The sequence below is a fragment of the Bacillus sp. JJ634 genome (assembly GCF_036962285.1).
GTDB classification, from domain to species: Bacteria; Bacillota; Bacilli; order Bacillales; family DSM-1321; genus Peribacillus; species Peribacillus asahii_A.
In genome coordinates, this window is record NZ_JBALMU010000120.1 from 1 (window position 1) to 23,393 (window position 23,393).

At 36.9% G+C, this 23,393-nt stretch carries 19 protein-coding genes; 6 read left to right on the plus strand and 13 right to left on the minus strand.

Annotated elements, in window-relative coordinates:
• Positions 1–285: 285 nt before the first annotated feature.
• The 3 genes from V7068_RS16985 to V7068_RS16995 all read right to left on the minus strand — a co-directional run bounded on the left by V7068_RS16985 (position 286) and on the right by V7068_RS16995 (position 3,516).
• A complete protein-coding gene (locus V7068_RS16985) occupies positions 286–1,659 on the minus strand; it encodes a sigma-54 interaction domain-containing protein (protein WP_499713767.1) in 1,374 nt (457 codons plus the stop codon).
• A 72-nt stretch (positions 1,660–1,731) separates the two neighbouring features.
• Positions 1,732–2,910 carry an acetyl-CoA C-acetyltransferase gene (locus tag V7068_RS16990; protein WP_499713768.1) on the minus strand — a complete coding sequence of 393 codons (1,179 nt, stop codon included), beginning with the start codon at positions 2,908–2,910 and terminating at the stop codon, positions 1,732–1,734.
• A 171-nt stretch (positions 2,911–3,081) separates the two neighbouring features.
• Positions 3,082–3,516 carry a DMT family transporter gene (locus tag V7068_RS16995; protein ID WP_127759929.1) on the minus strand — a complete coding sequence of 145 codons (435 nt, stop codon included), beginning with the start codon at positions 3,514–3,516 and terminating at the stop codon, positions 3,082–3,084.
• 256 nt (positions 3,517–3,772) lie between these two features.
• Between V7068_RS16995 and V7068_RS17000 the strand changes: the two genes are divergently transcribed.
• Positions 3,773–4,198 (plus strand): anti-sigma regulatory factor, encoded by a 426-nt coding sequence (locus V7068_RS17000; protein WP_127759928.1) that lies wholly within the window; start codon positions 3,773–3,775, stop codon positions 4,196–4,198.
• Positions 4,173–6,044, plus strand: coding sequence for an ATP-binding protein (locus V7068_RS17005; RefSeq protein WP_499713769.1), 1,872 nt, complete (start codon positions 4,173–4,175; stop codon positions 6,042–6,044). Before V7068_RS17000 ends, V7068_RS17005 begins: the two co-directional genes overlap by 26 nt.
• A 107-nt stretch (positions 6,045–6,151) precedes the next feature.
• On the opposite strand, the gene V7068_RS17010 is transcribed toward V7068_RS17005, so the two are convergent.
• The 3 genes from V7068_RS17010 to V7068_RS17020 all read right to left on the minus strand — a co-directional run bounded on the left by V7068_RS17010 (position 6,152) and on the right by V7068_RS17020 (position 10,070).
• A complete protein-coding gene (locus V7068_RS17010; protein ID WP_499713770.1) occupies positions 6,152–7,099 on the minus strand; it encodes an alpha/beta fold hydrolase in 948 nt (315 codons plus the stop codon).
• Positions 7,100–7,425: 326 nt separating this feature from the next.
• Positions 7,426–8,856, minus strand: coding sequence for a M20 family metallopeptidase (locus tag V7068_RS17015; protein WP_499713771.1), 1,431 nt, complete (start codon positions 8,854–8,856; stop codon positions 7,426–7,428).
• Positions 8,853–10,070 carry an MFS transporter gene (locus tag V7068_RS17020; RefSeq protein WP_499713772.1) on the minus strand — a complete coding sequence of 406 codons (1,218 nt, stop codon included), beginning with the start codon at positions 10,068–10,070 and terminating at the stop codon, positions 8,853–8,855. Before V7068_RS17020 ends, V7068_RS17015 begins: the two co-directional genes overlap by 4 nt.
• A 294-nt stretch (positions 10,071–10,364) precedes the next feature.
• Between V7068_RS17020 and V7068_RS17025 the strand changes: the two genes are divergently transcribed.
• Positions 10,365–11,672, plus strand: a complete 1,308-nt coding sequence (locus tag V7068_RS17025; RefSeq protein WP_499713773.1) for a transcriptional regulator — start codon at positions 10,365–10,367, stop codon at positions 11,670–11,672.
• Positions 11,673–11,873: 201 nt separating this feature from the next.
• On the opposite strand, the gene V7068_RS17030 is transcribed toward V7068_RS17025, so the two are convergent.
• The gene (locus tag V7068_RS17030) at positions 11,874–12,392 is read right to left on the minus strand and encodes an acyl-CoA thioesterase (protein WP_499713774.1); all 519 of its coding nucleotides are present in this window, start codon (positions 12,390–12,392) and stop codon (positions 11,874–11,876) included.
• A gap of 312 nt (positions 12,393–12,704) precedes the next feature.
• Positions 12,705–13,559 carry a LysR family transcriptional regulator gene (locus V7068_RS17035; protein ID WP_499713788.1) on the minus strand — a complete coding sequence of 285 codons (855 nt, stop codon included), beginning with the start codon at positions 13,557–13,559 and terminating at the stop codon, positions 12,705–12,707.
• A gap of 859 nt (positions 13,560–14,418) precedes the next feature.
• On the opposite strand from V7068_RS17035, the gene V7068_RS17040 reads away from it, so the two are divergent.
• Together V7068_RS17040 and V7068_RS17045 are read left to right on the plus strand one after the other, a co-directional pair.
• Positions 14,419–15,624, plus strand: a complete 1,206-nt coding sequence (locus tag V7068_RS17040) for a quaternary amine ABC transporter ATP-binding protein (protein WP_499713775.1) — start codon at positions 14,419–14,421, stop codon at positions 15,622–15,624.
• Positions 15,625–15,628: 4 nt separating this feature from the next.
• Entirely contained in the window at positions 15,629–17,356 is a 1,728-nt protein-coding gene (locus V7068_RS17045) for a glycine betaine ABC transporter substrate-binding protein (protein WP_499713776.1), read from the plus strand.
• A gap of 183 nt (positions 17,357–17,539) precedes the next feature.
• On the opposite strand, the gene V7068_RS17050 is transcribed toward V7068_RS17045, so the two are convergent.
• The 4 genes from V7068_RS17050 to V7068_RS17065 all read right to left on the minus strand — a co-directional run bounded on the left by V7068_RS17050 (position 17,540) and on the right by V7068_RS17065 (position 21,660).
• Positions 17,540–18,295, minus strand: coding sequence for a TPM domain-containing protein (locus tag V7068_RS17050; protein WP_499713777.1), 756 nt, complete (start codon positions 18,293–18,295; stop codon positions 17,540–17,542).
• Complete coding sequence (locus V7068_RS17055; RefSeq protein ID WP_499713778.1) at positions 18,292–18,873, minus strand: LemA family protein; 582 nt, start codon at positions 18,871–18,873, stop codon at positions 18,292–18,294. The genes V7068_RS17050 and V7068_RS17055 overlap by 4 nt, the downstream gene beginning before the upstream one ends.
• A gap of 295 nt (positions 18,874–19,168) precedes the next feature.
• Positions 19,169–20,509, minus strand: coding sequence for a GntP family permease (locus V7068_RS17060; RefSeq protein ID WP_499713779.1), 1,341 nt, complete (start codon positions 20,507–20,509; stop codon positions 19,169–19,171).
• An 11-nt stretch (positions 20,510–20,520) separates the two neighbouring features.
• On the minus strand, positions 20,521–21,660 hold the full coding sequence (locus V7068_RS17065; RefSeq protein ID WP_499713780.1) for a glycerate kinase: 1,140 nt from the start codon (positions 21,658–21,660) through the stop codon (positions 20,521–20,523).
• A 234-nt stretch (positions 21,661–21,894) separates the two neighbouring features.
• Between V7068_RS17065 and V7068_RS17070 the strand changes: the two genes are divergently transcribed.
• Positions 21,895–22,989 carry a CdaR family transcriptional regulator gene (locus tag V7068_RS17070; protein WP_499713781.1) on the plus strand — a complete coding sequence of 365 codons (1,095 nt, stop codon included), beginning with the start codon at positions 21,895–21,897 and terminating at the stop codon, positions 22,987–22,989.
• 111 nt (positions 22,990–23,100) lie between these two features.
• Here the strand turns inward: V7068_RS17070 and V7068_RS17075 are convergent, their stop codons facing one another.
• Complete coding sequence (locus V7068_RS17075) at positions 23,101–23,376, minus strand: adhesin (protein ID WP_127759912.1); 276 nt, start codon at positions 23,374–23,376, stop codon at positions 23,101–23,103.
• Between the last annotated feature and the right edge of the window lie 17 nt (positions 23,377–23,393).

Below are 23,393 nucleotides of genomic sequence, written 5' to 3' on the forward strand. Positions count from 1 at the left end.
ATATTATTCCTCTTATATATAATTACGCAAAATTTATACTATTTTTGTCAAATAATTCTAGATGATAACTTGAAAATTTTCTAAAGTTGTTCATTTTTAAGACAATATTCTTTAAATTTCTTCCATACTGTACAGATTTCCTTACACAAAATACGCTACTTTACTTTCAGTGTACGAAATACCTAACACATCTGTCTTTTCACTTATAAACTATGCCTTACCGGTGATATTCTCTTGATAAATAGCCAATAAAAAAGTTCCCTCTTACTCAAGAGGAAACCTTTTCTAAGACAGCAAGCCATATTTATTCATTTTTTCATACAGCGTTGTGCGGCTAATCCCCAATTGTTTGGCTGCTTCCGATTTATTTCCTTGTGTAAGTCGTAAACAGGCGATAATCATCATTCGCTCCGTTTCTTCCATCACTTGAGCCAACGGATGAATCGTAATGATATCTTGAACCCCTGTTATTTCTTCAGGTAAATGTTCAGCTGTAATCATTTCTCCCTCTTCTACAATATTTAGCGCACGTTCAATCACGTTTTCTAACTCCCGTATGTTTCCTGGCCAATAATAGGAAGAAAGCAAGCGCAGCGTGTTATCATCTATACCTTGAATAGATTTGTTCATGATACATTGATATTTTTCAACAAAATATCTTACTAAAATATTAATATCCTCTTTTCGCTCTTTTAACGAAGGTATGGTCAGTTCCATTACCTTTAGCCGATAATACAAATCAAGTCGAAATTCACCTTTTTCAACCATTTCGGCTAAATTTCGATTAGTCGCAGCAATGACCCTTACATCAACCGGGATACTACTTGGAGATCCGATACGCTCAATCTCCTTTTCTTGTAAAACCCGTAGTAATTTCACCTGCATATGCATCGGTAATTCACCAATCTCATCAAGAAAAATAGTCCCACCATCTGCAGCTTCGAATTTCCCTGCTTTTCCACCCTTTTTAGCACCGGTAAATGAACCGTCTTCATAGCCAAACAGCTCTGATTCTATAAGCTCTGTCGGGATAGCAGCACAATTCACTTTGACAAAAACCCCCATAGAACGCAGGCTTTCATTATGAATAGAGTGGGCAAACAGCTCCTTTCCTGTACCACTTTCCCCTAGGAGCAATACATTTGAATCACTTTTTGCTACTCGTTTCGCCTGATGTTTTACTTCCAAAAACACCTCGCTTTCACCAATCAACCCCTCAAATGTATAAGAAGCTGTATTGCCTTCATGAAACGCTCCTTTATACTTTTTCAGTTCCTTTTCAAGAGATTGGATTCGTTTGGACAAAGCTGTGAATTCTCCTACATTTTTAAATAAAATTTTCCCGACAGCCCCTACACTTTTTCCTTTCTTCAATATTGGTAATCTAGTTGCAATAATATAATTTTCTTTAATTCTTTGTAATGCCGCTCTCTCTTGCTTTCCTGTTTTAGCTACTACATGCATTCGAGTATTTTCAATAACTTCTGTTACATGCTTTCCTACTGCGTTTTCCCGATTGACACCAAGAAAATCAGCATACGCTTGAGTTAGTATTTGAATATATCCCTCTGAATCAACCATAACGAAACCGTCGTAAGCGTACTCTAAAATATCTTCCCACGCAATTAACGAAACTTTCTGATTTTTACTAATGGTCATCTTCACTCTCCTTACCCCATGTCACCTTACAAATTATAACATGTAATAAGAAAATTTGACCATATTAGACAATTAATGTCGTTCTATCACTAGAGCTGATCCTTGCCCGCCGCCAATACATAAAGATGCAAGCCCTCTTTTCGCTTGACTGCGCTTCATTTCATACAGCAATGTAACTAAAATTCGGGCTCCAGATGCACCAATTGGATGACCTAAAGCAATAGCCCCACCATTAACATTCACTTTACGTTGATCCAACTCCAGGTCTTGAAGTACAGCAAGCGATTGGGCAGCAAATGCTTCATTCAATTCAACTACATCAATATCGTTCACTGTTAATCCTGCTTTTGTTAATGCTTTTTTCACTGCCGGTACTGGTGCATACCCCATAATAGCCGGATCAAGAGCCGCATTCGCATAAGATGTAATGGTTGCCAAAATATTAAGCCCTAACTGCTCTGCTTTTTCTTTTGCCATCAGCACAAGCATCGCCCCGCCATCATTAATACCAGATGCATTCCCTGCTGTAACAGTTCCATTTTCTTTAAAAGCTGGGCGCAATTTAGCAAGCTGTTCTATTATCAAACCATGTCGTGGATATTCATCTTGGTTAACCACAATCGTTTTGCCTTTCTTTTTGATTTCAACAGCAGCAATTTCAGCATCAAATCGGCCAGCAAGCTGGGCCTTTTCCGCTTTTTGTTGACTAAGTAAAGCAAATTCATCCTGTCTTTCACGGCTAATTTCCCACTTTTCAGCAATATTCTCGGCTGTTATCCCCATATGATATTGATTAAAAACGTCTGTTAAGCCATCGTAAATCATAGAATCAACCGCTTCTGCATGTCCTGCTCTCTGGCCCCAGCGATAATTAGGAAGAATATACGGGGCATTGCTCATGCTCTCAATTCCCCCCGCAAGAATCACATCTGCATCACCGAGTGAAATAAACTGCGCTCCCATAATCACGGTTCGAAGGCCTGAACCGCATAGTTTGTTAACAGTTAAAGCAGGAGTCGTTTCCGGAATTCCAGTATGAATCGCCACCTGACGTGCTACATTTTGTCCTAAACCAGCTGATAAAATATTACCTATCAAGACTTCATCAATCATATCAGCTTGTATATTCGCACGTTTAATAGCTTCCTTCGCAGCCACAACGCCTAGTTCGACTGCTGATACTCCGGCTAGACTACCTCCAAACGTACCAATCGGTGTTCTTGCAGCCCCAACAATAACTACTTCTCTCATGTGTTTCTCCTCCCTCTTTTTCATTCTTTCAAATCACACCTAGCAACCATTCTTTCTTCATTTAACAACACTACTTACCGATATATATTCAGCTTTTGTGTCATTGATTATATATGCAAGAATTATGCCAACTTCAAAAGAATTCAAAAGAGGGGCCTATCTAGAGCACACCTACTTATGATTAAACAAGTATAATGAAGCAAACAACAAAGCAATCGCAGCCACTTTTTGTATATTAATTGGGATACGCTGCCCGCCAAATAGACCAAAATGATCGACAATTGCTCCAATAATGATTTGTCCGGCAACAATTCCAATAAGAGCAGGAGCCACACCTATTTTCGGGACAACTAAAACGGTTACAATAACAAAAAATGCCCCAAGTAAGCCGCCAATCAATTGCCACTTTGGAACATCTGTAACAGACAATAGATTTCCCTTCCCCCAGAATAAAACAATAAATAATAAAGCAATTGTTCCCACTCCAAAAGAGATTAATGAAGCTTCTAACACACCTACTTTTTTCCCTAAGCCTCCGTTAATCTGACTCTGAATTGCTACAGCTGCTCCGCCAAGCAAAGCTAGCAACGGAAATAATAAATTCACTACTAACTCTCCCTTGTATCAAAATATTTGTATGTACCATCCTAATAATTGTATCATGAAACCATTTTTTCCATAGGACTTTTTAAAACGCCAATAAACAGATACACTTTTTCATTATTTACCAATTATTTGTGTAGGATGTACATAATTTTTCACAGTATTATCGAAAGCATTATCCAAGACTTATCTAAATATGCTAAAATGTTGTTAAAATAAATCTACCTGTTTTTATTACAGAAAAGGATTTGATAGAGGTTTGTATAAAATCATTATTGATCGAGAAGATGATGTGTACATGGCTAGTACAATCGGGAAAAAAGTTGCAGAGAATTGCGGACTAAATAAAAGCGATCAAACCAAATTAGTTGTATCTATTATGGAATTAGCTCGCAATATTGTTTTTTATGCTGATAAAGGAGAAATCTTTATTAATCCGATGCCTCCTTATGAAATTGAAATTATTGCTATTGATCGAGGTCCCGGAATAGCGAATATTGATGATGCTTTAAATAATGTAGTTCCTTCCAAAAAAGGATTAGGCTTAGGTTTATCAGGAGTGAAACGCTTAATGGATGAATTTGATATTACTAGCACGGTCAATATAGGTACGAAAGTTAGGGCCGTAAAATGGCTAAATGAAAGGACGGTTAGATACTTTGACCACATCACTCGCCGCTCATGAAATTTCATATGGTCTAATTGAACTTCACCCTGATGGTACAATTCAAAGTGTTAATGATGAAGCAAAAAGGCTGTTATTATCAGATGAAAGTGACACAAACTATTTGTTTCATCAAATTAAAAACAAAGAAGTGAAAGCAAAGCTTCATGAATGTTTCATGGGTAAACATAATGAATTTATGGCAACAATCGATTCCCAGCCTTACTTTTTTTTATTCCATAAAACGCCGGAAGATCAAAAGGGACAGAATATTTATCTTTACATATTTAACCTTCATTACCTGCAGCATCATCATGACCATACAAATTTGAATAATCATTTATTATCGTCAATTGGAGAAATGGCAGCAGGAATTGCCCATGAAGTTCGCAATCCTTTAACAGCCGTAAAAGGATTTCTTCAATTAATTAGTCAAACTGATCAGAGTGAATATTCGCAAATTGCTTTAAGTGAGTTAGAACGAGCGATTCATATTTTAAATGATTTAATGAGCGTCTCTAAGCCTGAATTTACGCAAGAGGAATTAATAGATTTTAATATCTGCACTGAAATAGAATCCATTTTGCTTTTATTTCAAAACCAGCTATATTCAATCCATGTCATTAAACAATTTGATAATGAAAATGTCAGAATTATTGGCCAAAAGGATCAACTCAAAAAAGCTTTGTTCAATTTAATTAAAAATGCGATTGAAGCGATGCCTAAAGGCGGAACGCTTGTTATTGAACAAACTGAGGACTATGAAAATATTCATCTTAGCATCTCAGATTCTGGTGTTGGTATTCCAAAAGATAAATTGCGTTTACTCGGTACTCCGTTCTTTACGATGAAACAAGATGGAAAAGGAATGGGGCTTGCACAAGTTTTTAATGCGATTCAAAATAATCATGCCAAAATACGGGTAACAAGCGAGGAAGGACAAGGAACCACTTTCTTTCTATCATTCAAAAAAACACTTAAACATTCAGTTCCATTTACAGGGGGAGATTCTATGGTACAAACCATTGACACGAAACATAGTTTAGCAGAATTTCTAAGTAACAATATCCATTTTTACACAAGTGAATGGATGCAATACCTACAAGCAACTAAAAGCTATTTAATATCTCTTTTAAATGAAAATGGAGAGGCGGAGAGTTACAAAAAATTCGGTAATCCAATTATGCTGCTTGTTGCCCAAAATATTAGTGAATTAAAAACAGAACAAATTATGGATGTTGCTAAAGAAAGAGGCGTCCGCAGTGCTAAAACTGAATTTCCAATGCACTTAGCTTGGGAGCTTTTCCAATCATCTCGCGGCATCATCTGGAACTCTATCCGAGCTTTTTATAATGAATCTGAAAAAACGCTTGATATGGACCAATTCTTTGCTTTAGAGCGTCGTGTAAACGATATTATTGATTTATATATCGATTCTTATACAGCATACTTCGTCAGCTATAAAGAAGAATTATTAAAAAGTCATCGTGAAACAGTTGATGAATTATCAGTTCCAATTATTCCAATTGCTGATAAAGTATGTATACTCCCAATTGTTGGGAATGTAGACACATTCCGAGCACGAAAAATCCGTGAAAAAACACTCGTTCGTGTAAAAGAGCTAAAAGCGGAACAATTAATTATTGATATCTCAGGTGTTCCATTTGTGGATACAGCCGTTGTTAACCATTTATTTAAAATTGTCAAAGGTATTAAATTATTAGGATGCTCTACTATCTTAACAGGAATCAGCCCAGAAATTGCTGACACCATGATTGAACTGGGGATTGAAATTGACAATACACTCAAAACAAAATCAGATTTACAACAAGCGTTACACGACATTCAGTTTGCTACAAAAAAATAATAGGCATAATCAAAACCTCGATAATTTCTAAAAATTATCGAGGTTTTTTACACAAGATTGCAAGAACAATACTTCCTAAAACAGTATATCAACACAATAGCTCAGTCCTAAGACTGGACAGGATCTATCTGTTGAAATTGTTCTGAAATGCAGTCCAACACACTAACCACTAACCTAGTGTTTTCATTTATTAATTGATGATTACCATGTTTAATGATACGAATTTGGCTTTTCGGGAACTTATGTCTTATAAAATTAAGATTATATTTCCAATCTACCGTTTTATCTCGATTACCTTGAATGACCAAAAGACTGTCTTCTAATTTTGGATAATTTATTATTTTTTCATTCCATGCAGACAAGGCCTTTATCCATTTTATTGAAATTTTATTATGCTGTAATGGATCACTTTTAACAAACCTTAAATATTCTGAATTGGATGAGTTTACTTTAAATACTCTTTGTAATTCCTTAACAAATGGGGACATAATATTTAAACCAATTTTTGATAGATTCCATGCATAGGAACGAATAAGTGGAGCTAACAAAATAACATGATGAAAAATTGAAGAAGATCGCCGCAAATATTCAACTGAAATTGCTGCACCTGTACTATGAGCAATTAAGTACTTTGGAAGTGTAGTATATGGTTTGATGTAAGTTTCACAGACTTCCATAAAGACATCCGCATACTGATCAAAACTTTCAATAAATGCCCTCTTTCCACTAGATAGCCCGTGTCCTTGCAAATCATAACTAATCACATGGTAATTATTTTTCACTAAAAAATTAATTAAATTACTCATCGAACCTGTATGATCCAAATAACCATGAAGAACTAGAACAATCGCACGAGGGTTTGTAGGTTTAAATGATTGAATAAAGATTCTCTCTTCACAACAATTCACAAAACCATATCTATAATCAATGGCACCAATTTCTAGTCCATAATATTTAAGGTAGATATCAATGGGGGAATTCCGTTTAAATCTTCCAATCATAAAAGGAATATTACTATCTATTATACTTCTAATAGAATGATGAATTTTACTCATAACAGATCCTTTCACACCTACTTTCAAAGAAAAATTCACTAAAGTAAGGAAGCTACCTCTTTATTCTCCATTTCCTCCTATCATATCATTTATTAAAGGTCATGCTAAATTGAAACTTTTAGGAAATAGATTATAAAAACACCCTTTTCCTAAGAAAAGGGCTTGCATGCAAAGAGTATTCTTATAGACTATCTCCAAAATTAGCTCTGAACTTCGCTGCTAATTCCATCTGCTAGTCTGTAATTGAATCATTTTTCATGTCTATTATTCAATTAAATCAACTAATAGATGTACATTGTACCTATTTCAAATTGAAAAAACAATCATCATTTTCTTTTACCCGCGGGCATAACTTCTTCAGGAATTGGACATTTATAAACCTCACCGTTTAATCGTTCCTTTAGTTCCTGTTTAGCTTTTTCTAATAGTTTTGGATTTTTTATTACTTCTAATGCGGTCCCCGCTAAAACTTTTCCTGCTTGAAGCATTCCTTTATGACCAATAGATGTAGAACCGATGGTCACAACTTGCCAGGTGTGTGCAGGTGTCCCCAATACCCAGCATGCAGTACCTACCTGAGCAGTCGGTACGATCCAACTGACATCCCCAACATCTGTCGAGCCTCCGAGGGGTGCATCAGCTATATCATCAGCGTACGGATAAATAATATCGCAAATTGCTTTGTCCTTTAGATTGCTCACTACTGCTTTCGGTAATTTGTTAATTTCATTAACCTTATCTTCTACAGCTAATGTGGCATGCAACTGTTCTGCAAAATGGATTTCTTCTTCATTATAAGTCGGAGTACCAATCTCACTAAACACTTCAGCCATTGTAGCATTCAGCGTTACATTAGGAACCAAATTAGAACAAGCTTTATCAAAAACAATTTCAACTTCCGTACCTGTCATAAGTGCGGCCCCTCTTGCGATATCGCAAATTCTTTCATAAATTCCCTGAACTTCAGGCGTTTTAGGAGCACGAATTAAATAAAGCACTTCCGCTTCTGCTTGAACGACATTTGGCGAAAACCCTCCTGTGTTCGTAATGGCGTAATGAACTCTTGCTTCGGAAATGATATGTTCACGCAAGTAGTTGACGCCCACGTTCATTAGCTCCACAGCATCAAGCGCACTTCTGCCCAAATGTGGTTGAACAGCTGCATGTGCACTTTTCCCTTTAAATTTGTAATAAACTTGGTAGTTAGCTAGTGAATTCCCTGGCAAGATTGTATTTGTTGTCCACGGATGCCAGCATAAAGCAAAGTCAACCTCATTAAAACAACCGGCTCGTGCCATATACGCTTTACCTGAACCGCCTTCTTCTGCTGGGCAACCATAATACTTGATTGTTCCTTGCAGTCCTTCCTGCTCCATCATATCTTTAAGAGCGACCGCAGCAGCAAGCGAACCTGTGCCTAACAGATTATGACCACAGCCATGTCCGTTCCCACCTAATTCAACTGGCTCTGCAACAGAAATACCTCCTTTTTGGCTTAGCCCGGAAAGCGCATCATATTCACCAAGAATGGCCACAACCGGATTCCCAGTTCCAAAGCTGCCAACAAAAGCGGTAGGGATTCCTGCAATATCTTTTTCGACCGAAAACCCTTCCGATTCAAGGGTTTGACAGATGAGCTCAGCGGAACGAAACTCTTCAAAACGCGTTTCTGCAAATTCCCAAATTTGATTGCTAACGCTGACCCATTTATCTTTTTTTTGCTCAATAAGCTCTATAATTTTTTGAATGTCACTCACGCTACTTCACTTCCTATTTCTTGTTTCGTTGAATTTAATTTCAAGAAAAAACTCGCTATAATTGGGATGAAAAGGGAACCTATTAATAATGTGAAAGCCCCGTTATAAGACCCATTAAATAGTGTAATTGTATATCCCATTAAAGTTGGTGCAATTGTACCGGCCATTTGCCCTCCAAAATACATAATACCAACTGTCGAACCCATTGAATTTTGCGGGAAATATTTCAACGGAATAGCAAGAACAACAGAAAGAAGTCCTACTCCAAAATAGGCAAAACAAAGGAATGTAAGCGCCGATGTTACTGTTGATGCATTCATTGTGAAGTACAGTGCGATAATTCCAATAACTGCACCTGTAATAATGATAAACTTTTCTTTTCCTGCAGCCAGTTTATCCAATGCCCATGAGCTAAGCATTATTCCGAGGAGAGAACATGCTACTGGAAACATAGAAATAAACCCTGTTTTGACTAACTCGAGCCCACGAACGTTTACCCAATAAGAAGGTAACCATGAGTTTAGTCCCCAATTCACCATGCTCATCCCAAAATAAATCAACATCAGCAGCCAAGCTGTTGGATTTTTCAGAACATTTCTATAAGACACTTTTTGTGTTTGAGTAGTTCCCTTTTGCTGCGCTCTTTCCGGCAAGTACTTCCAAAGTAAAAGAAGAAAAACAAATCCGAGCGCCCCAAAAATGAAGAACATCGTATTCCAGCCTAAACTTTCAATTAGTACAGCAGCTAGCAAGACGGAGATGATTGAACCAATTTGAGTAGAGGCTGATAACAATCCCTTTGCTCGCCCACGCTGTTCTTTAGGAAAATTTTCTGCCAAGGCTACAGAACTAGCCGACGGAAAACTTCCTTCTCCAAGTCCAAATAAAAAGCGAATAATAATCAATGAAATAAATGACCAAGCAAATCCAGTAAAAATCGTAAAGACGGACCAAACAAACAATGAAATAAGAATAACTTTTTTCGCTCCGTATTTATCAGTCAGCCATCCACCAATTAATTGCATAATTGCGTAAGCAAGGAAGAAGCTACTAATAACCATCCCACCTTGAGTAGGAGTTAGGCTGAATTCTTTGGAAATGGTAATGACTGCTACGCTCATAGAGTTTTTGTCTAGATAATTAACGACCCATGTTAAAAAAAGCAGCGTTAAAACAGTCGTTTTTGTTTTATTGTTGTATACGTTTTCTTGCATACAAGTTCCCCTTTCATTCTTTATTTATAAATATCTACTAAATGAGCCTTTTTATTTGGACCTTGTTTATGACATTGTTGTTTTCGCAGCAATAATCTATAACAGAAGTTTTATTTTTAGACTTATTTAGGACATTTCTTAAAATGAATTTTAGCAACTATTTTTTAAAATTGCAAGAAAATTCGGACCGGAAATCATTAGAAACGAATATTAAAGATGAATTCAATTGGTAATATACGGTGATAGTTAGTATAATAAAATGGCAACCTTACGATCGGGGAAGGACGAAATATTATGATTAAAATCGGTGTCATCACTGCTCCTCATTCTATCGAGGAGATCAAACAAATTGAACCACTTATCCAAGATCAATGTGAATTAAGCTTTATCCCTTATCGTCAACTGAGTGAGATTAAAGAGCTTTATAATAGTCATCACCTGTTTTATGATGGCATTCTTTTTAGTGGGGAGTTAGGCTATAAAATTTGGCAGCAAGAAGGTACGGTCTTTCAAACCCCAACGTACTACCTACATATTCCAGAAGGGGATTTTTATAAACGCTTATTTGCTATCAGCAATGCCAATAAACATTTAAATTTTTCTCGAGTATATATTGATTCCATTTCTAAAGAGAACAATTATATGGGGCTTAAAGAAGTATTAAAGAAAGACGAATTCCCCTTTTCAAATGAAATAGAATATTCGGAATCCATTTATGAAAAAACATTCCAACAGCATCTATCATTATGGCAACAGGGAAAGATTGATTTATCAATTACTCGTGTGAGCAATATTGTAGAGCTTCTGAATCAAGCTGGCATTCCAAACATTTTTATATTTCCTTCTAAGGCATCCATTTTAGAGCAAATCCAGCAAATCATTAATGAATTGCAAATTTCTAATTTATTAGAAAATCAATGGACAATAGGGATCATTACGATTGAAAACCAGGACAACATATCTGATTTGGATTTTAAACAAATCCTGCTTCATAAAGCACTTTTGGAATTCAATGAAAAAGAGAAACCATTATCTGTTATTCAGAAGAAGCATGCAAATTTTGAAGTGATTACGTCGTATGCTGAGCTCAAGAATTTAACGAATGAATTTACCGAGTGTTCCCTCCTTCAGTATCTGAATCAAACGCTCCCCTTTCATGTACATATAGGATGGGGAATTGGAACTACACTCTATGCGGCTAAAACATCGGCTCAAACGGCAAACAAGCAAGCTAAATCAAACAACTTTCCATGTTCTTATGTCATTACTGCCAACGAAGAAGTAATTGGCCCACTAGGAGAAGAGACTTGTCTTCACTTTACCAATACAGTTGATCCTCAATTAGAAAAACTAAGTGAAACGTTAGGTATTTCCAGCCTTCGTATCCAAAAGATAATGGCTGTAATTTCTAAATTACAAACAAATGAACTGACGGCAGAAGATTTAGCTTATCATTTAGGGTTGACGTTACGTCAAGCCAACCGAATTTTAAATACGCTAGAGGAAAAAGGAGCTGCCCATATTTCATACAGAAAGCAAGAAAAACTTAGAGGCCGTCCTAAAAAAGTTTATAAACTAGACTTTGAAAAACTAATATATTAACAGGTGAAAATGTCAAAGTTCTTTCCATGCAGAAATCAAGAAATCGAACTCCTCTACTCTATTTTTTAGAAAACCCTTATAATATCAAGGGTTTTTCTTATTTTGTTACTTTAGTTATTCTTTATCCATAATAAAAAGAGGCCGACCATGAAGTCGACCTCTTAGACACAGTTATGTATGTTAATACCTATAACGTAATATTTAACACACGGCAATAACTGTTTTTGTTGTTAAATAAGCAGCTAATTCTTTACTTTGTTGCTTTCTTTCACGTCGCATTCTTGCGCGTTCTTCGCCTGTTTCATGTAATTTCCTTTCTTCTTCTGTTTCAGGAATTACTTTCGGAACAGCGGTAGGACGTTGAAACTTATCAAGTGCAACGAATGTTAATAGGGCCGTTGCCGCTATTTTACACTCCCCGCTTTTTAAATCTTCCGCAATAACTTTCACGAAAATTTCCATAGAAGATACACCCGTCCATGATACATACGACTCAAAGCTTACTGAATCGGTTGGTCGAACAGGATGCAAGAAGTCGACAGAATCTGTTGAAGCCGTGACACATTCCCTACGGCTATGACGTGCGGCAGAAATAGAGGCCACTTGATCTATATCACTCATCATTCGACCGCCAAACAGCGTGTTGTGATTATTTACATCATTCGGAAAGATACGACTTGTTCTAATTACTCTTGATTCCTTACAATATTTCGCTGACATGAGGACATCTCCCTAAAAATAAGTTCTGGTACTACCATATTTACATCACGTTTCAATATTTCACTTCTTAGCGGAACCCTTTTCTACTAAGAAAATACTAAAAAATATAGTTTATTAAGCTTACCTATGGAATTGATTGTAAGAGTAAGTTCATCAAAAGGAAAATACATAAAATGAATCGCTAGATATAAATAATTTGAATATCCCTTATATCTCCAGTGATAAACTTAGAAAAGCACCGTTCTTTATTTTTAAAAATTCATTTTAGCTCTACACAAAAAGCAGTATCACGATATATCGCGATACTGCTTTTTAGACATTATTTTCTTCAAAATCAAACTCTCTTACAAATTCTACAAATGCTTTAACCGTATTTAATTCTAAAGATTCCGCGCTATAATACATCCATGTTTCCCTTATAATAGGCAATCCATTCTCATCCGTTATATTTGCCTTATGAAGATTATCTATTCCATTTAAAATCATGGAAGGTAACACGGCATAGCCTAACCCGCTTATCACCATATCCTTCGCTATATCCACTTGATCTACTTCCATTTTTATTAAAGGCGGCTTATGAAATGTATTTCTCCACCAATTATCAATCGCGATTTTCAAAAGAATATCTGTCGTATAATCCACTCTTGGCAGGACTGGTAGATCTTTAAGTGTAAACGCTTCTTTGGAGGCTACACATAATGTCTCTTGAAATAATAAATCCTTTTCATCACTCCAATTATAATCCCCTCGGACAAAGCCGATATGTACCTCATGATTATAAATTAATTGAAAGATATCCTTGCTCAATCCTGTAGTAATCTGAAATTCAATATTAGGAAATATTTCTTGAAAACGTTTCAGAACAGCAGGCAGTTTGTATCTTGTAAAAACATTAGAGCTAGCTATTCTTAAAGTACCCGTTACATTTTGGTTCATATTCATAATGGTTTCTTTGATATTTTTATGCAAAGATATTACTTTATCCGCATTTTTAGCCAAATATTCACCTTCAGGTGTGAATTGAATCCCATTTCTTCCCCTAACAACGATCTTAGTACCAAACTCTTTTTCTATTTGTTTGAGACGATTTGATAAAGCTGGCTGGGAAATAAACAATTTCTCCGCCGTTTTTGTGATGTTTTTATATTCATTTAACACTTGTAGCATAACCCAATCCCTATAATCCACTAATCTTTCTCCTTTGGAACAATCTGTATATGATATTACGTATCATCATAGTATAAAAAAACAAAGATAACAATCGAAACTGTGAAAATCTGAAATACAGTTATTGGATGATTGGAAAGTACGGAAAGTTACTGACACTTTCATCCATACTCTAAGTTGAAGTTTTACCTCCAAAAGAAGCACCTCTTACCTTTGATAAATGATTGTTAATAGACTATCCAGAGAAGGATAAATTTAACGCTCTAATTCAAGTAATTTTCATCTTCTAATTTGAATTCAACCACGGTGATTTCTCTTTACATCCCTCTTTTTTAAATTGATTTTCCCGAATAATTTCAATAGGATAAAAGACTCATTTTAACAAAAATTACTCTACGATAATTCTACTCAATCATTCCAACTTAAAAAAACTGTCAAACCCCTGCTATATCAACATTTCCAGCAGATTAAAAAAGCGATAGTTATAGTCAAAACTCTACTAAAATCTCATTCATTCTGCGTGTACGTCGTTTGATATGAATACTAGAAAACGATATAGTTAAAAAGTAAACACACGATTTAGCCCTTTAAAAAACCCTATATTTGATGTTGTTTTTCCCCTTTTTGGCTACATCCTCTTCATAAAAGAATCAAAGTCAAACAAGCAAACATCTCACTTTTAATTCCCAATTTTTTATGACATTCAGAATTAAAGCAGGTGGGATAAGAACCTAAAGAGCAAGTAAGTGAATGATTGAACAATATCCGCTTTATCATTTTTGAGGAAGCTTATATTCCTGAAAACGTTTGCTCTACTATATCAGTTTTTCAGAGGAAAATTTAAGAACGAGGTGTTTAAATGAATCCATTTGTAGAAGTAAGAAACGTATCAAAAATTTTTGGTAAGTCTCCCAAAGCGGCACTGGAGCTTTTAGAACAAGGTCGTTCTAAGAAAGAAATTTTGAAAGAAACAGGACAGACAGTTGGTGTCAATAAAGTGGACTTCAACATCTACCCTGGAGAAATCTTCGTAATTATGGGGTTATCTGGGAGTGGGAAATCAACGTTAATTCGGATGTTTAACAGACTGATCGCCCCTACGGTTGGTGAAATTTTGATTGACAATGAAGATATTGTAAAGATGAGTCCCACTCGCCTAAGGGAAGTAAGACAAAAGAAAATAAGCATGGTGTTTCAAAACTTTGCTCTTTTTCCCCATAAAACAATTTTAGAAAATACCGAATTTGGGCTTGAAATCCAAAAGACCTCTGTTGAAGAACGGCATGAAAAGGCAATGAGCGCATTAGCTGTCGTTGGACTAAAAGGTTATGAGAATCAATTTCCATCCCAATTGAGCGGTGGTATGCAGCAAAGGGTAGGACTCGCCCGTGCACTTGCTAGCGACACGGATATCCTGTTAATGGACGAAGCGTTTAGTGCACTTGATCCACTGATTCGTAAAGATATGCAAGATGAATTACTAGAAATTCAGGAAAATTTCAAGAAAACAATTATTTTCATCACCCATGATTTAGATGAGGCACTGCGCATCGGTGATCGAATTGCTTTGATGAAGGATGGCAGTATTATTCAACTTGGAACACCGGAACAAATTATGATGAAGCCCGCAAACGAGTTTGTTGAGAAATTCGTTGAAGATGTCGATTTATCTAAAATATTAACGGCATCACACGTAATGAAACGACCAGAGAAAATCGGTGCAGACCGCGGTCCGAGGGTTGCGCTCGAAATTATGCGGAAACAAGGATATTCCAGTATATTTGTGGTGGATCGTAAGCAAAAGCTATTAGGGGTACTGACAGCTGAACAAGCACGTCTGGCCATTGATCAAAACCAATCGATTTCTGAAGTGATGACAACCGATATCCCAACTGTCGCAGAGGATGCGCTGCTTGTCGATCTTATGGATGCTATCGCAACCTCAAATCTGCCAATATCGGTTATAGATGAAGAGAATAGAATCAAAGGAATTGTTATTCGCGGAGCCGTAATTGGTGCTTTAGCAGGGAATAAAGATTCTTTAAACGATTTGGAGAGTGAGTGATTAAATGAATATGTCAAAAATCCCATTAGGAAATTGGGTAGATTCTTTCGTTGACTGGATTACCGTTGCATTTGCTGGATTATTTTCATTTTTTACAAATGTAATCGATGGGCTATTAAATTTTATTGTTGAAGTATTGAGTGTAGGACCTCCCATTCTACTAATCATTGTTTTAGCCCTGTTAGTTACCTATACTAGCAGATGGCCATTAGGCATCTTTACATTGCTTAGTTTACTATTGATTGATAACCTTGGTTATTGGGAATCAACTATTCAAACGCTTGCTATTGTTTTAGTATCCGGATTTTTTACGATACTAATCGGGATTCCAATTGGGATCTGGTGTGCTCAAAGCAAAACCGTACAAAAAATCGTTACCCCCATTTTAGATTTTATGCAAACAATGCCCGCATTTGTTTATTTAATTCCTTCCATTTTATTTTTTGGAATTGGTGTCGTGCCTGGGATTGTTGCTTCGTTTATTTTCGCGATTGCGCCAACAATTCGTATGACGAATCTTGGAATTCAAGAAGTGCCTAAAGAACTCATTGAAGCGTCAGACGCATTCGGTTCAACGGCTAGCCAAAAATTATTCAAAGTCCAATTGCCATTGGCCACTCCAACGATTTTGGCAGGGATAAACCAAAGCATCATGCTTGCTCTTTCTATGGTTGTTACAGCTTCATTAGTTGGCGCACCAGGACTTGGAGCAGATGTTTACCGAGCTGTCAGTCAAATTAACGTGGGACAAGGCTTTGAAGCTGGATTATCGATTGTAATTATCGCAATCATCCTCGACCGGATTACGCAAAATATACGTAAGCCGGCGTATGAGCATCTTATTAGCCGGAAAATTGTCCTTTCAATTGCAGCTGCACTTATAGTAGTTTCTGCACTAGTTTTAGTGTTTGCAAAAGAAAATACAGTAAAAGAGAATGCTACTGGGATTGGAGCCCAAACGGATTATGAAATTATCGGGATTGAACCTGGGGCAGGACTCATGAAGCTGGCTAATAATGCCTTAAAAGATTACAAGTTAACTAATTGGACACTTGTTGAAGGTTCATCGGCAGCAATGGTTGCTGAATTGAAGAAAGCCTATGAAAATAAAGAACCAATTGTTGTAACAGGATGGTCACCCCACTGGATGTTCTCTTCGTTTGATTTAAAATATCTCGATGACCCGAATAATACCTTTGGTGGAGCTGAAGATATTAATACAATCGTCCGAAAAGGACTTGAAGAAGATGCTCCTGGTGCTTATACGATCCTTGATCAATTCTTCTGGAAACCAAGTGATATGGAAGATGTAATGGTTGACATTGCTAACGGAGTGGATCCAGCTAAAGCTGCTGAAAAATGGATTCAAGCAAATCCGGACAAAACAGCTAAGTGGACAAAAGGGGCTCAAGCAGGAAATGGTGAAAGTATCAATCTTGTGTATGTTGCCTGGGATACTGAAATAGCTAGTACCAATGTTATTAGTAAAGTTCTTGAGCAGCACGGCTACAACGTGACGCTGAGTCAAGTTGAGGTTGGTCCAATGTTTGCAGGTGTTGCCAATGGCAGTGCTGATGCAATGGTAGGTGCATGGCTGCCAAGTACACATCTTGATTATTATAATGCCTATAAAAATGATTTCATTGATCTCGGACCAAATCTTACGGGAACGAAGAATGGACTAGTAGTACCTGAGTATATGGATATTGATTCAATTGAAGACTTGAAATAAAAAAACGAGGCTGCCCAAAACTTGAGGTAGCCTCGTTTTTCCACATAGACAATCACAATAAAAACAACGCACGAAAACTTATTCTTGTCGAGATATCACGAAATCTTCGTGTGAATATTCCCTATAATAATGGATATTCCGGAAATAAACTCTTGATTTTCGTAGCTTCTTTACAAATAGACATTACCATCCTCTACCTGCTCCACCGCCGCCAGAGGAACCGCCGCCACCGCCTCGTGAACCACCGTCCCCTCCACCTCTGCCGCCTCCACGGGACAAAATGGAAAGGATAACTGAAGTAAGCGTTCCTCCAAAAAACTTAAAATCAATAAACACAGCAGCTACAATAAGAAGAATGATTAACCACGTGGGTATTCCTATCCCTTCTTCTTCAGTTGCTTGCTTCTCTGTAGTTTGTTGACCACCTGCTACGCCATATTCAGTCGCCACTTCTTGTGCCAACACTTCATACGTTTCAATCACAGCTTTGTTTGGCTCATTATCTTTCAAATAGGGAATCGCATGTTCGTCCAAAATTCTTCCTATCTTTCCATCTGGAAGTCGACCTTCTAACCCATATCCCACTTCAATTTGAACTTTGTGATCATCTATAGCAAGAACGAGTAAAACGCCATTGTCTTCCACTTCACTACCAATTCCATATTGCCTGAAAGCTTCATTCGCATATTCTGCAATCGGTGTGCCTTCAGTTGTTTCAACAGTAAGAACAGACACTTGTGCCGTTGTTTGATTTTCAAGACTGCGCCCTATACTTTTTAGTTGATTTTCTTCATTTTCTGTTAAAATATCAGCAAAATCTTGTACGTAAATGTCACCAACTAAATTTGGAATATCAGTATCCTTTGCAAATACTTGACCTGCTAAAACAAAAGAAGCGAGTAACACCAAAAGAAAATGCGGAACCCGCTTTCTGATCATTGACCATTGCCTCCAAAGTCAACATTAGGAGCTTTAGTTGCATTAGGGTCCGCTTTAAAATATTCTTTTTCATCAAATCCAGCTATTCTTGCTACAATTGCTCCTGGCATTCTTTTTACCTTTTTGTTATAGACTGCAACTTGTTCATTGTAATCTTTGCGAGCTACGGCAATTCGATTTTCCGTGCCTGCAAGTTCATCCATTAATTGAGTAAACTGCTGATCGGCTTTTAAATTAGGATAGTTCTCAACAACTACGAGCAAGCGACTTAACGTACCTGATAATTGTTCATTAGCTGTTGCTTGTTCTGCAGGAGTTTTTGCCCCAGCCAATTCGGCCCGTGCATCTGAGACTGATGCAATCACTTCTTTTTCATGTGAAGCATATCCCTTTACTGTATTCACAAGATTGGGTATTAAATCAAGTCTTCGCTGCAGTTGATTTTCAATTTGTGCATAGGACTGATTCACATCCTCCTCCTTATTGACAAAGCCATTATAGCTACTCATCAACAAGATGACAAAAACGACTATAACTGCGAGAATAGCAATCATTGTACCTAACAACCCTTTTTTCAACACAAACACTCCCACCTATATAAATTTTTATCTTAATTGTATTTATGTGGATAATGTATAAATAAGTATACAATCTACATTGTTGGTATACAAATGCAATATGAAAGCGAGCCTGTCTAGAGAAACAAAAAGTTTAAACACTTACATTTACTGATTACGTATCTTCGCTTTACCAAACCCGTTGGAATATATCAATCACTGCAAAGAAGAAAAACGTACATATTATTCCCTCTTATAAACCATACAAAAAAAGACAGAGAGCGACTAACACTCTCTGTCTTTTACTATCATTCACTTAAACTAAGATCACCCACAAAATCATACTCACCACAATTGTCACAAGACCTTGCATTAATGTAGCCATCGTCTGTGCTTTATAAGCATCAGTCACTTTCATTCCACTAAACTGTGTAACCACCCAGAAGAAGCTATCATTCACATGACTCACCGTCATCGCACCTGCTCCAACAGCCATAACGACTAATGCTAAAGGTACAGCCCCTTCAATTCCAAGCGTCGGCAACATTGGCGCAATAAGTGAAGAAGTAATGACAAGTGCTGCAGTTGATGAACCTTGTGCTGTTTTTAGAGCTGCCGCAATAAGGAAAGGAATAAGTAAGAATAAAGCGCCGCTAAACATATCTCCCATATTCCACGCTTGAATCATTTCCGCAATTCCTGTGTTTTTAATAACTGTACCAAAAGCACCGCCAGCCCCTGTAATCAGTAGAATTGGAGCTGCGTCCAACAACGCTTCACCAATCCAATTTGTTAATGTTTCTTCATCATACTTTGGCAATAATGTAAGTGCCGCAACTACACCAGCAAGTAAAGCAATAACAGGTTGGCCTAAAAAATTAAGAAAAGCTGCTGTATTTCCTTCCATTCCGATAACAGATACAATAGATCCTGCTCCAATTAATACAATTGGCAGCACAATGGGTAAAAATGCTTGAAACGTAGAGGGCATTTTTCCAAACGAACGAACGATTTCCTCATAATCTAGTTCCTCACCATCGTCTTCGACTTCAATTTTACTAGCTACTTTTGTTGCCCATAAATACCCAACAACAACTGCAGGAATGGCTGTAATTAATCCAATTAAAATAATAGTACCTAAGAAACCGTCTGCACCAATATTTCCAGCCGCTGCAATCGGACCTGGTGTTGGTGGTACAAGAGTATGTGTTGCATATAACCCTGTTGCAAGCGCTACAGACATTGAAGCAAGGGCCACTTTTGCCCGCTTAGCCAATGCTTTGCGCAAGCTGTTCAAAATAACAAAACCAGAATCACAAAAAACAGGAATCGAAACTAGATAACCAATTAAACTCATCGCAAGCTGCGGTCTTTTCGGTCCAACAATACGTAAAACGACTTCAGCCATACGCAGAGCCGCTCCAGCCTTTTCTAAGATGGTCCCGATAATTGTTCCAAATACAATCACAAGACCGATACCGCCCATTAAGCTACCAAAACCACTATTTATATTTTCTACGATTTTAGCAAGAGGCATACCCGAAGCAAACCCAACAAATAATGTACCTAATAATAATGATAAAAACGGATGCACTTTAAATTTTGTAGTAGCCACAACAATTAATAAAACACCAATAACTAAGACAACAAATAACATACCTTTCCCCCCTATTTCTTCAGTGATGCTAAGTATGTACGCATAACTTGCTCTGCTGTATCTTCCAGCAATACTGCTCCTCCTATAATCGCTTCTTGCAACGTCATAGGAGTATTTACAATACTATGAACACTCGTAATACCATGTTCGTATAATACGTCAATGTCTTTACCAATCGAACCAGCAAGAACAAACACAGGAATTCCCTTTTTCTTTGCTTCCTCTGCAACACCCATCGGAGTTTTTCCAAAAGCTGTTTGAAAATCTATTTGCCCTTCCCCTGTAAAGGCACATTCCGCATTCGTTAACTTGTCGGCTAACCCCGTATATTCAATAACGATATCGATTCCTCTTTTGGTTTTAGAAGGAAAGAAAGCTTGGAAAGCTCCACCAATGCCACCGGCTGCACCAGCACCTGGTTTGTCATGTAAACGAATACCTGTTTTCTTTTCTACTAAATCTGCCCAATGTGATAAATTCTGGTCTAGCATTTCTACCATTTGAGGCGTAGCCCCCTTTTGCGGCCCAAATACATATGAGGCTCCATCCTTGCCAATCAATGGGTTTTGTACATCTGATGCAATTAAAAATTCGCAATCAGCAATCCGAGAGTCAAAATCTTGATCATCAATTTGAACGATACGCGAAAGCTCTCCTCCACCATAGCCAATAGCTTTTCCATCCGAATCCAATAGCTGCATACCTAACGCTTGCAACATGCCGATACCGCCATCATTGGTAGCGCTTCCACCAATTGCTAAGATAAATTTTTGACAACCGTCATCTAATGCTTTTTTGATTAATTGTCCTGTACCAAATGTTGTAGTCAACAATGGATTCTGCCTAGTAGAATCGATGAGACATAAACCGGAAGCACTAGCCATTTCAATAACACATGTTTGTCCATCTCCTAGAACTCCATAGGCTGCCTGAACGGAATCAAGCAGAGGTCCTTTCACAGACACTTCAACCATTCGCCCATTAGTAGCAGCTACTAAACTATCCATCGTCCCCTCTCCGCCATCAGCGACAGGCACTAAAATGGTTTTTATGCTCTGTGATACCTTTTTTACCCCTCTTTCAATTGCCTGTGCGGCTTCTACTGCCGTCAAACTCCCTTTGAATGAGTCGGGTGCAATAACAATTTTCATATTATGTACCACCTTACTAAATTCTTAATCTTCAATAGATTAAACAATATTTTACGAACCTTATATAAAACTGTATAAAGAATAAGCATTTTGTTATATAACAACTCTCTTGTCTATTATTATAATATTCATAATTATTTTATTCATCGTACCTCGTAAACAAAAAATAGTATGACTTTTCATAGTTTTTTGTCTATAATAAACAAAAATTATAAACAAACAAGGATGACCTACATGTTAACACAAGAAATAGCAAAAGAAATTGTTGCTCAAACAATGATACGATTAAATAGAAATATCAATATAATGGATGAACAAGGAACCATTATTGCCTCTGGAAATGTAAAGCGAATTAATCAAGCTCATTTTGGAGCTAAAGAAGTCCTCCGAACGGGTAAACCACTCATTATTTCGAAAGATGATTCACAGCAATGGGATGGAGCTCTTCCAGGCATTAATCTCCCTATTCAATTCCAAAACGACATTATCGGTGTCATCGGAATTACCGGAAACCCAGAAGAGATCATGGAGTTTGGAGAGTTAGTCAAAATGATTACCGAAATGATGATTCAACAATCTTTCCTCACCGAACAGATTGAATGGAAACAACGATTAATTGAATTAGTATTTGAAGACTTGCTCACAGATTCATCACAACCTGAATTGATTAGACAAAGACTAAATCTAATTGGAGTAACATTAGAAGCACCCTATCAAGCAGGTGTAATAGAATTAGGATCCCACCATTTAAAAAAGAATGAGCTGCTTCAAATATTTAGAGATTCTTTCAATAAACAACAAACGCTCATTGGTTTTTTAAATGTAAACCGGTTATTTATTCTTACCTCACATCTACCTGAGGAGCGGTTAAAACAAAAAATGCTAAACGTTATAAGCATCTTAAAGGCGAAAGGTATATCACTGCGGGTGGGAACAGGCTCTACCGTATTTGTCCAAGCTCATATTCGTCACTCCTTTGAAGAAGCTTTAAGTGCTTTAAAATTCGGTAATCTCGAACAAACTTTTATTACTTATAACGAAATTGAAACGAAAGCCCTTTTAGATCAACTAGATGAACGAGCTAAACAGCAATTTTCTAAAAGAATTTTAGGCAACTTACCTGACAAACTAATTGATACGTTAGAACATTTTTTTGCTTGCAACCTAAATATAGGAGAATGCGCAAAGGAAATGTACATTCACCGTAATTCTCTTATCTATAGAATTAAAAAAGTAAAAGAAAAAACCGGATACGACCCACAAAACATACACGATGCTATGACATTACAACTTGCGATTTGGATTTTACAGATGCTGCCTAAGGAATAAGTCAATTAAAATACTTATCTACAATTCAAGAACTTTATAATTTTCTAAACGATAAAAAAGGAGTATTTAGCTCTCTAAGTGAACTAACTACTCCTTTTTTGTTTCTTGCCTTTAACAACAGCTACTAGCACCTAATAAAACTAATCCTGCACCCTCTTCATTTTCTTCTTTATCTAATGTTAATTCATCCGTTCCTGCAATTTGTGAATCGAACGCTACTTTAATTCCGTTGATTATTTCAATTGTATCTGTTTCTATTGGTGCATCTAAAGAAATCGCAAATTGCGGCCCGCAACAGCCAGCAACAGAAGTTAGCCGAATTCCTTCTGCACCCTTTTCATTTAAAAAATTTTCTAACAAGTGTTTAGCTCCATCTGTAATTTTCATTTATGTCTCCTCCTTAA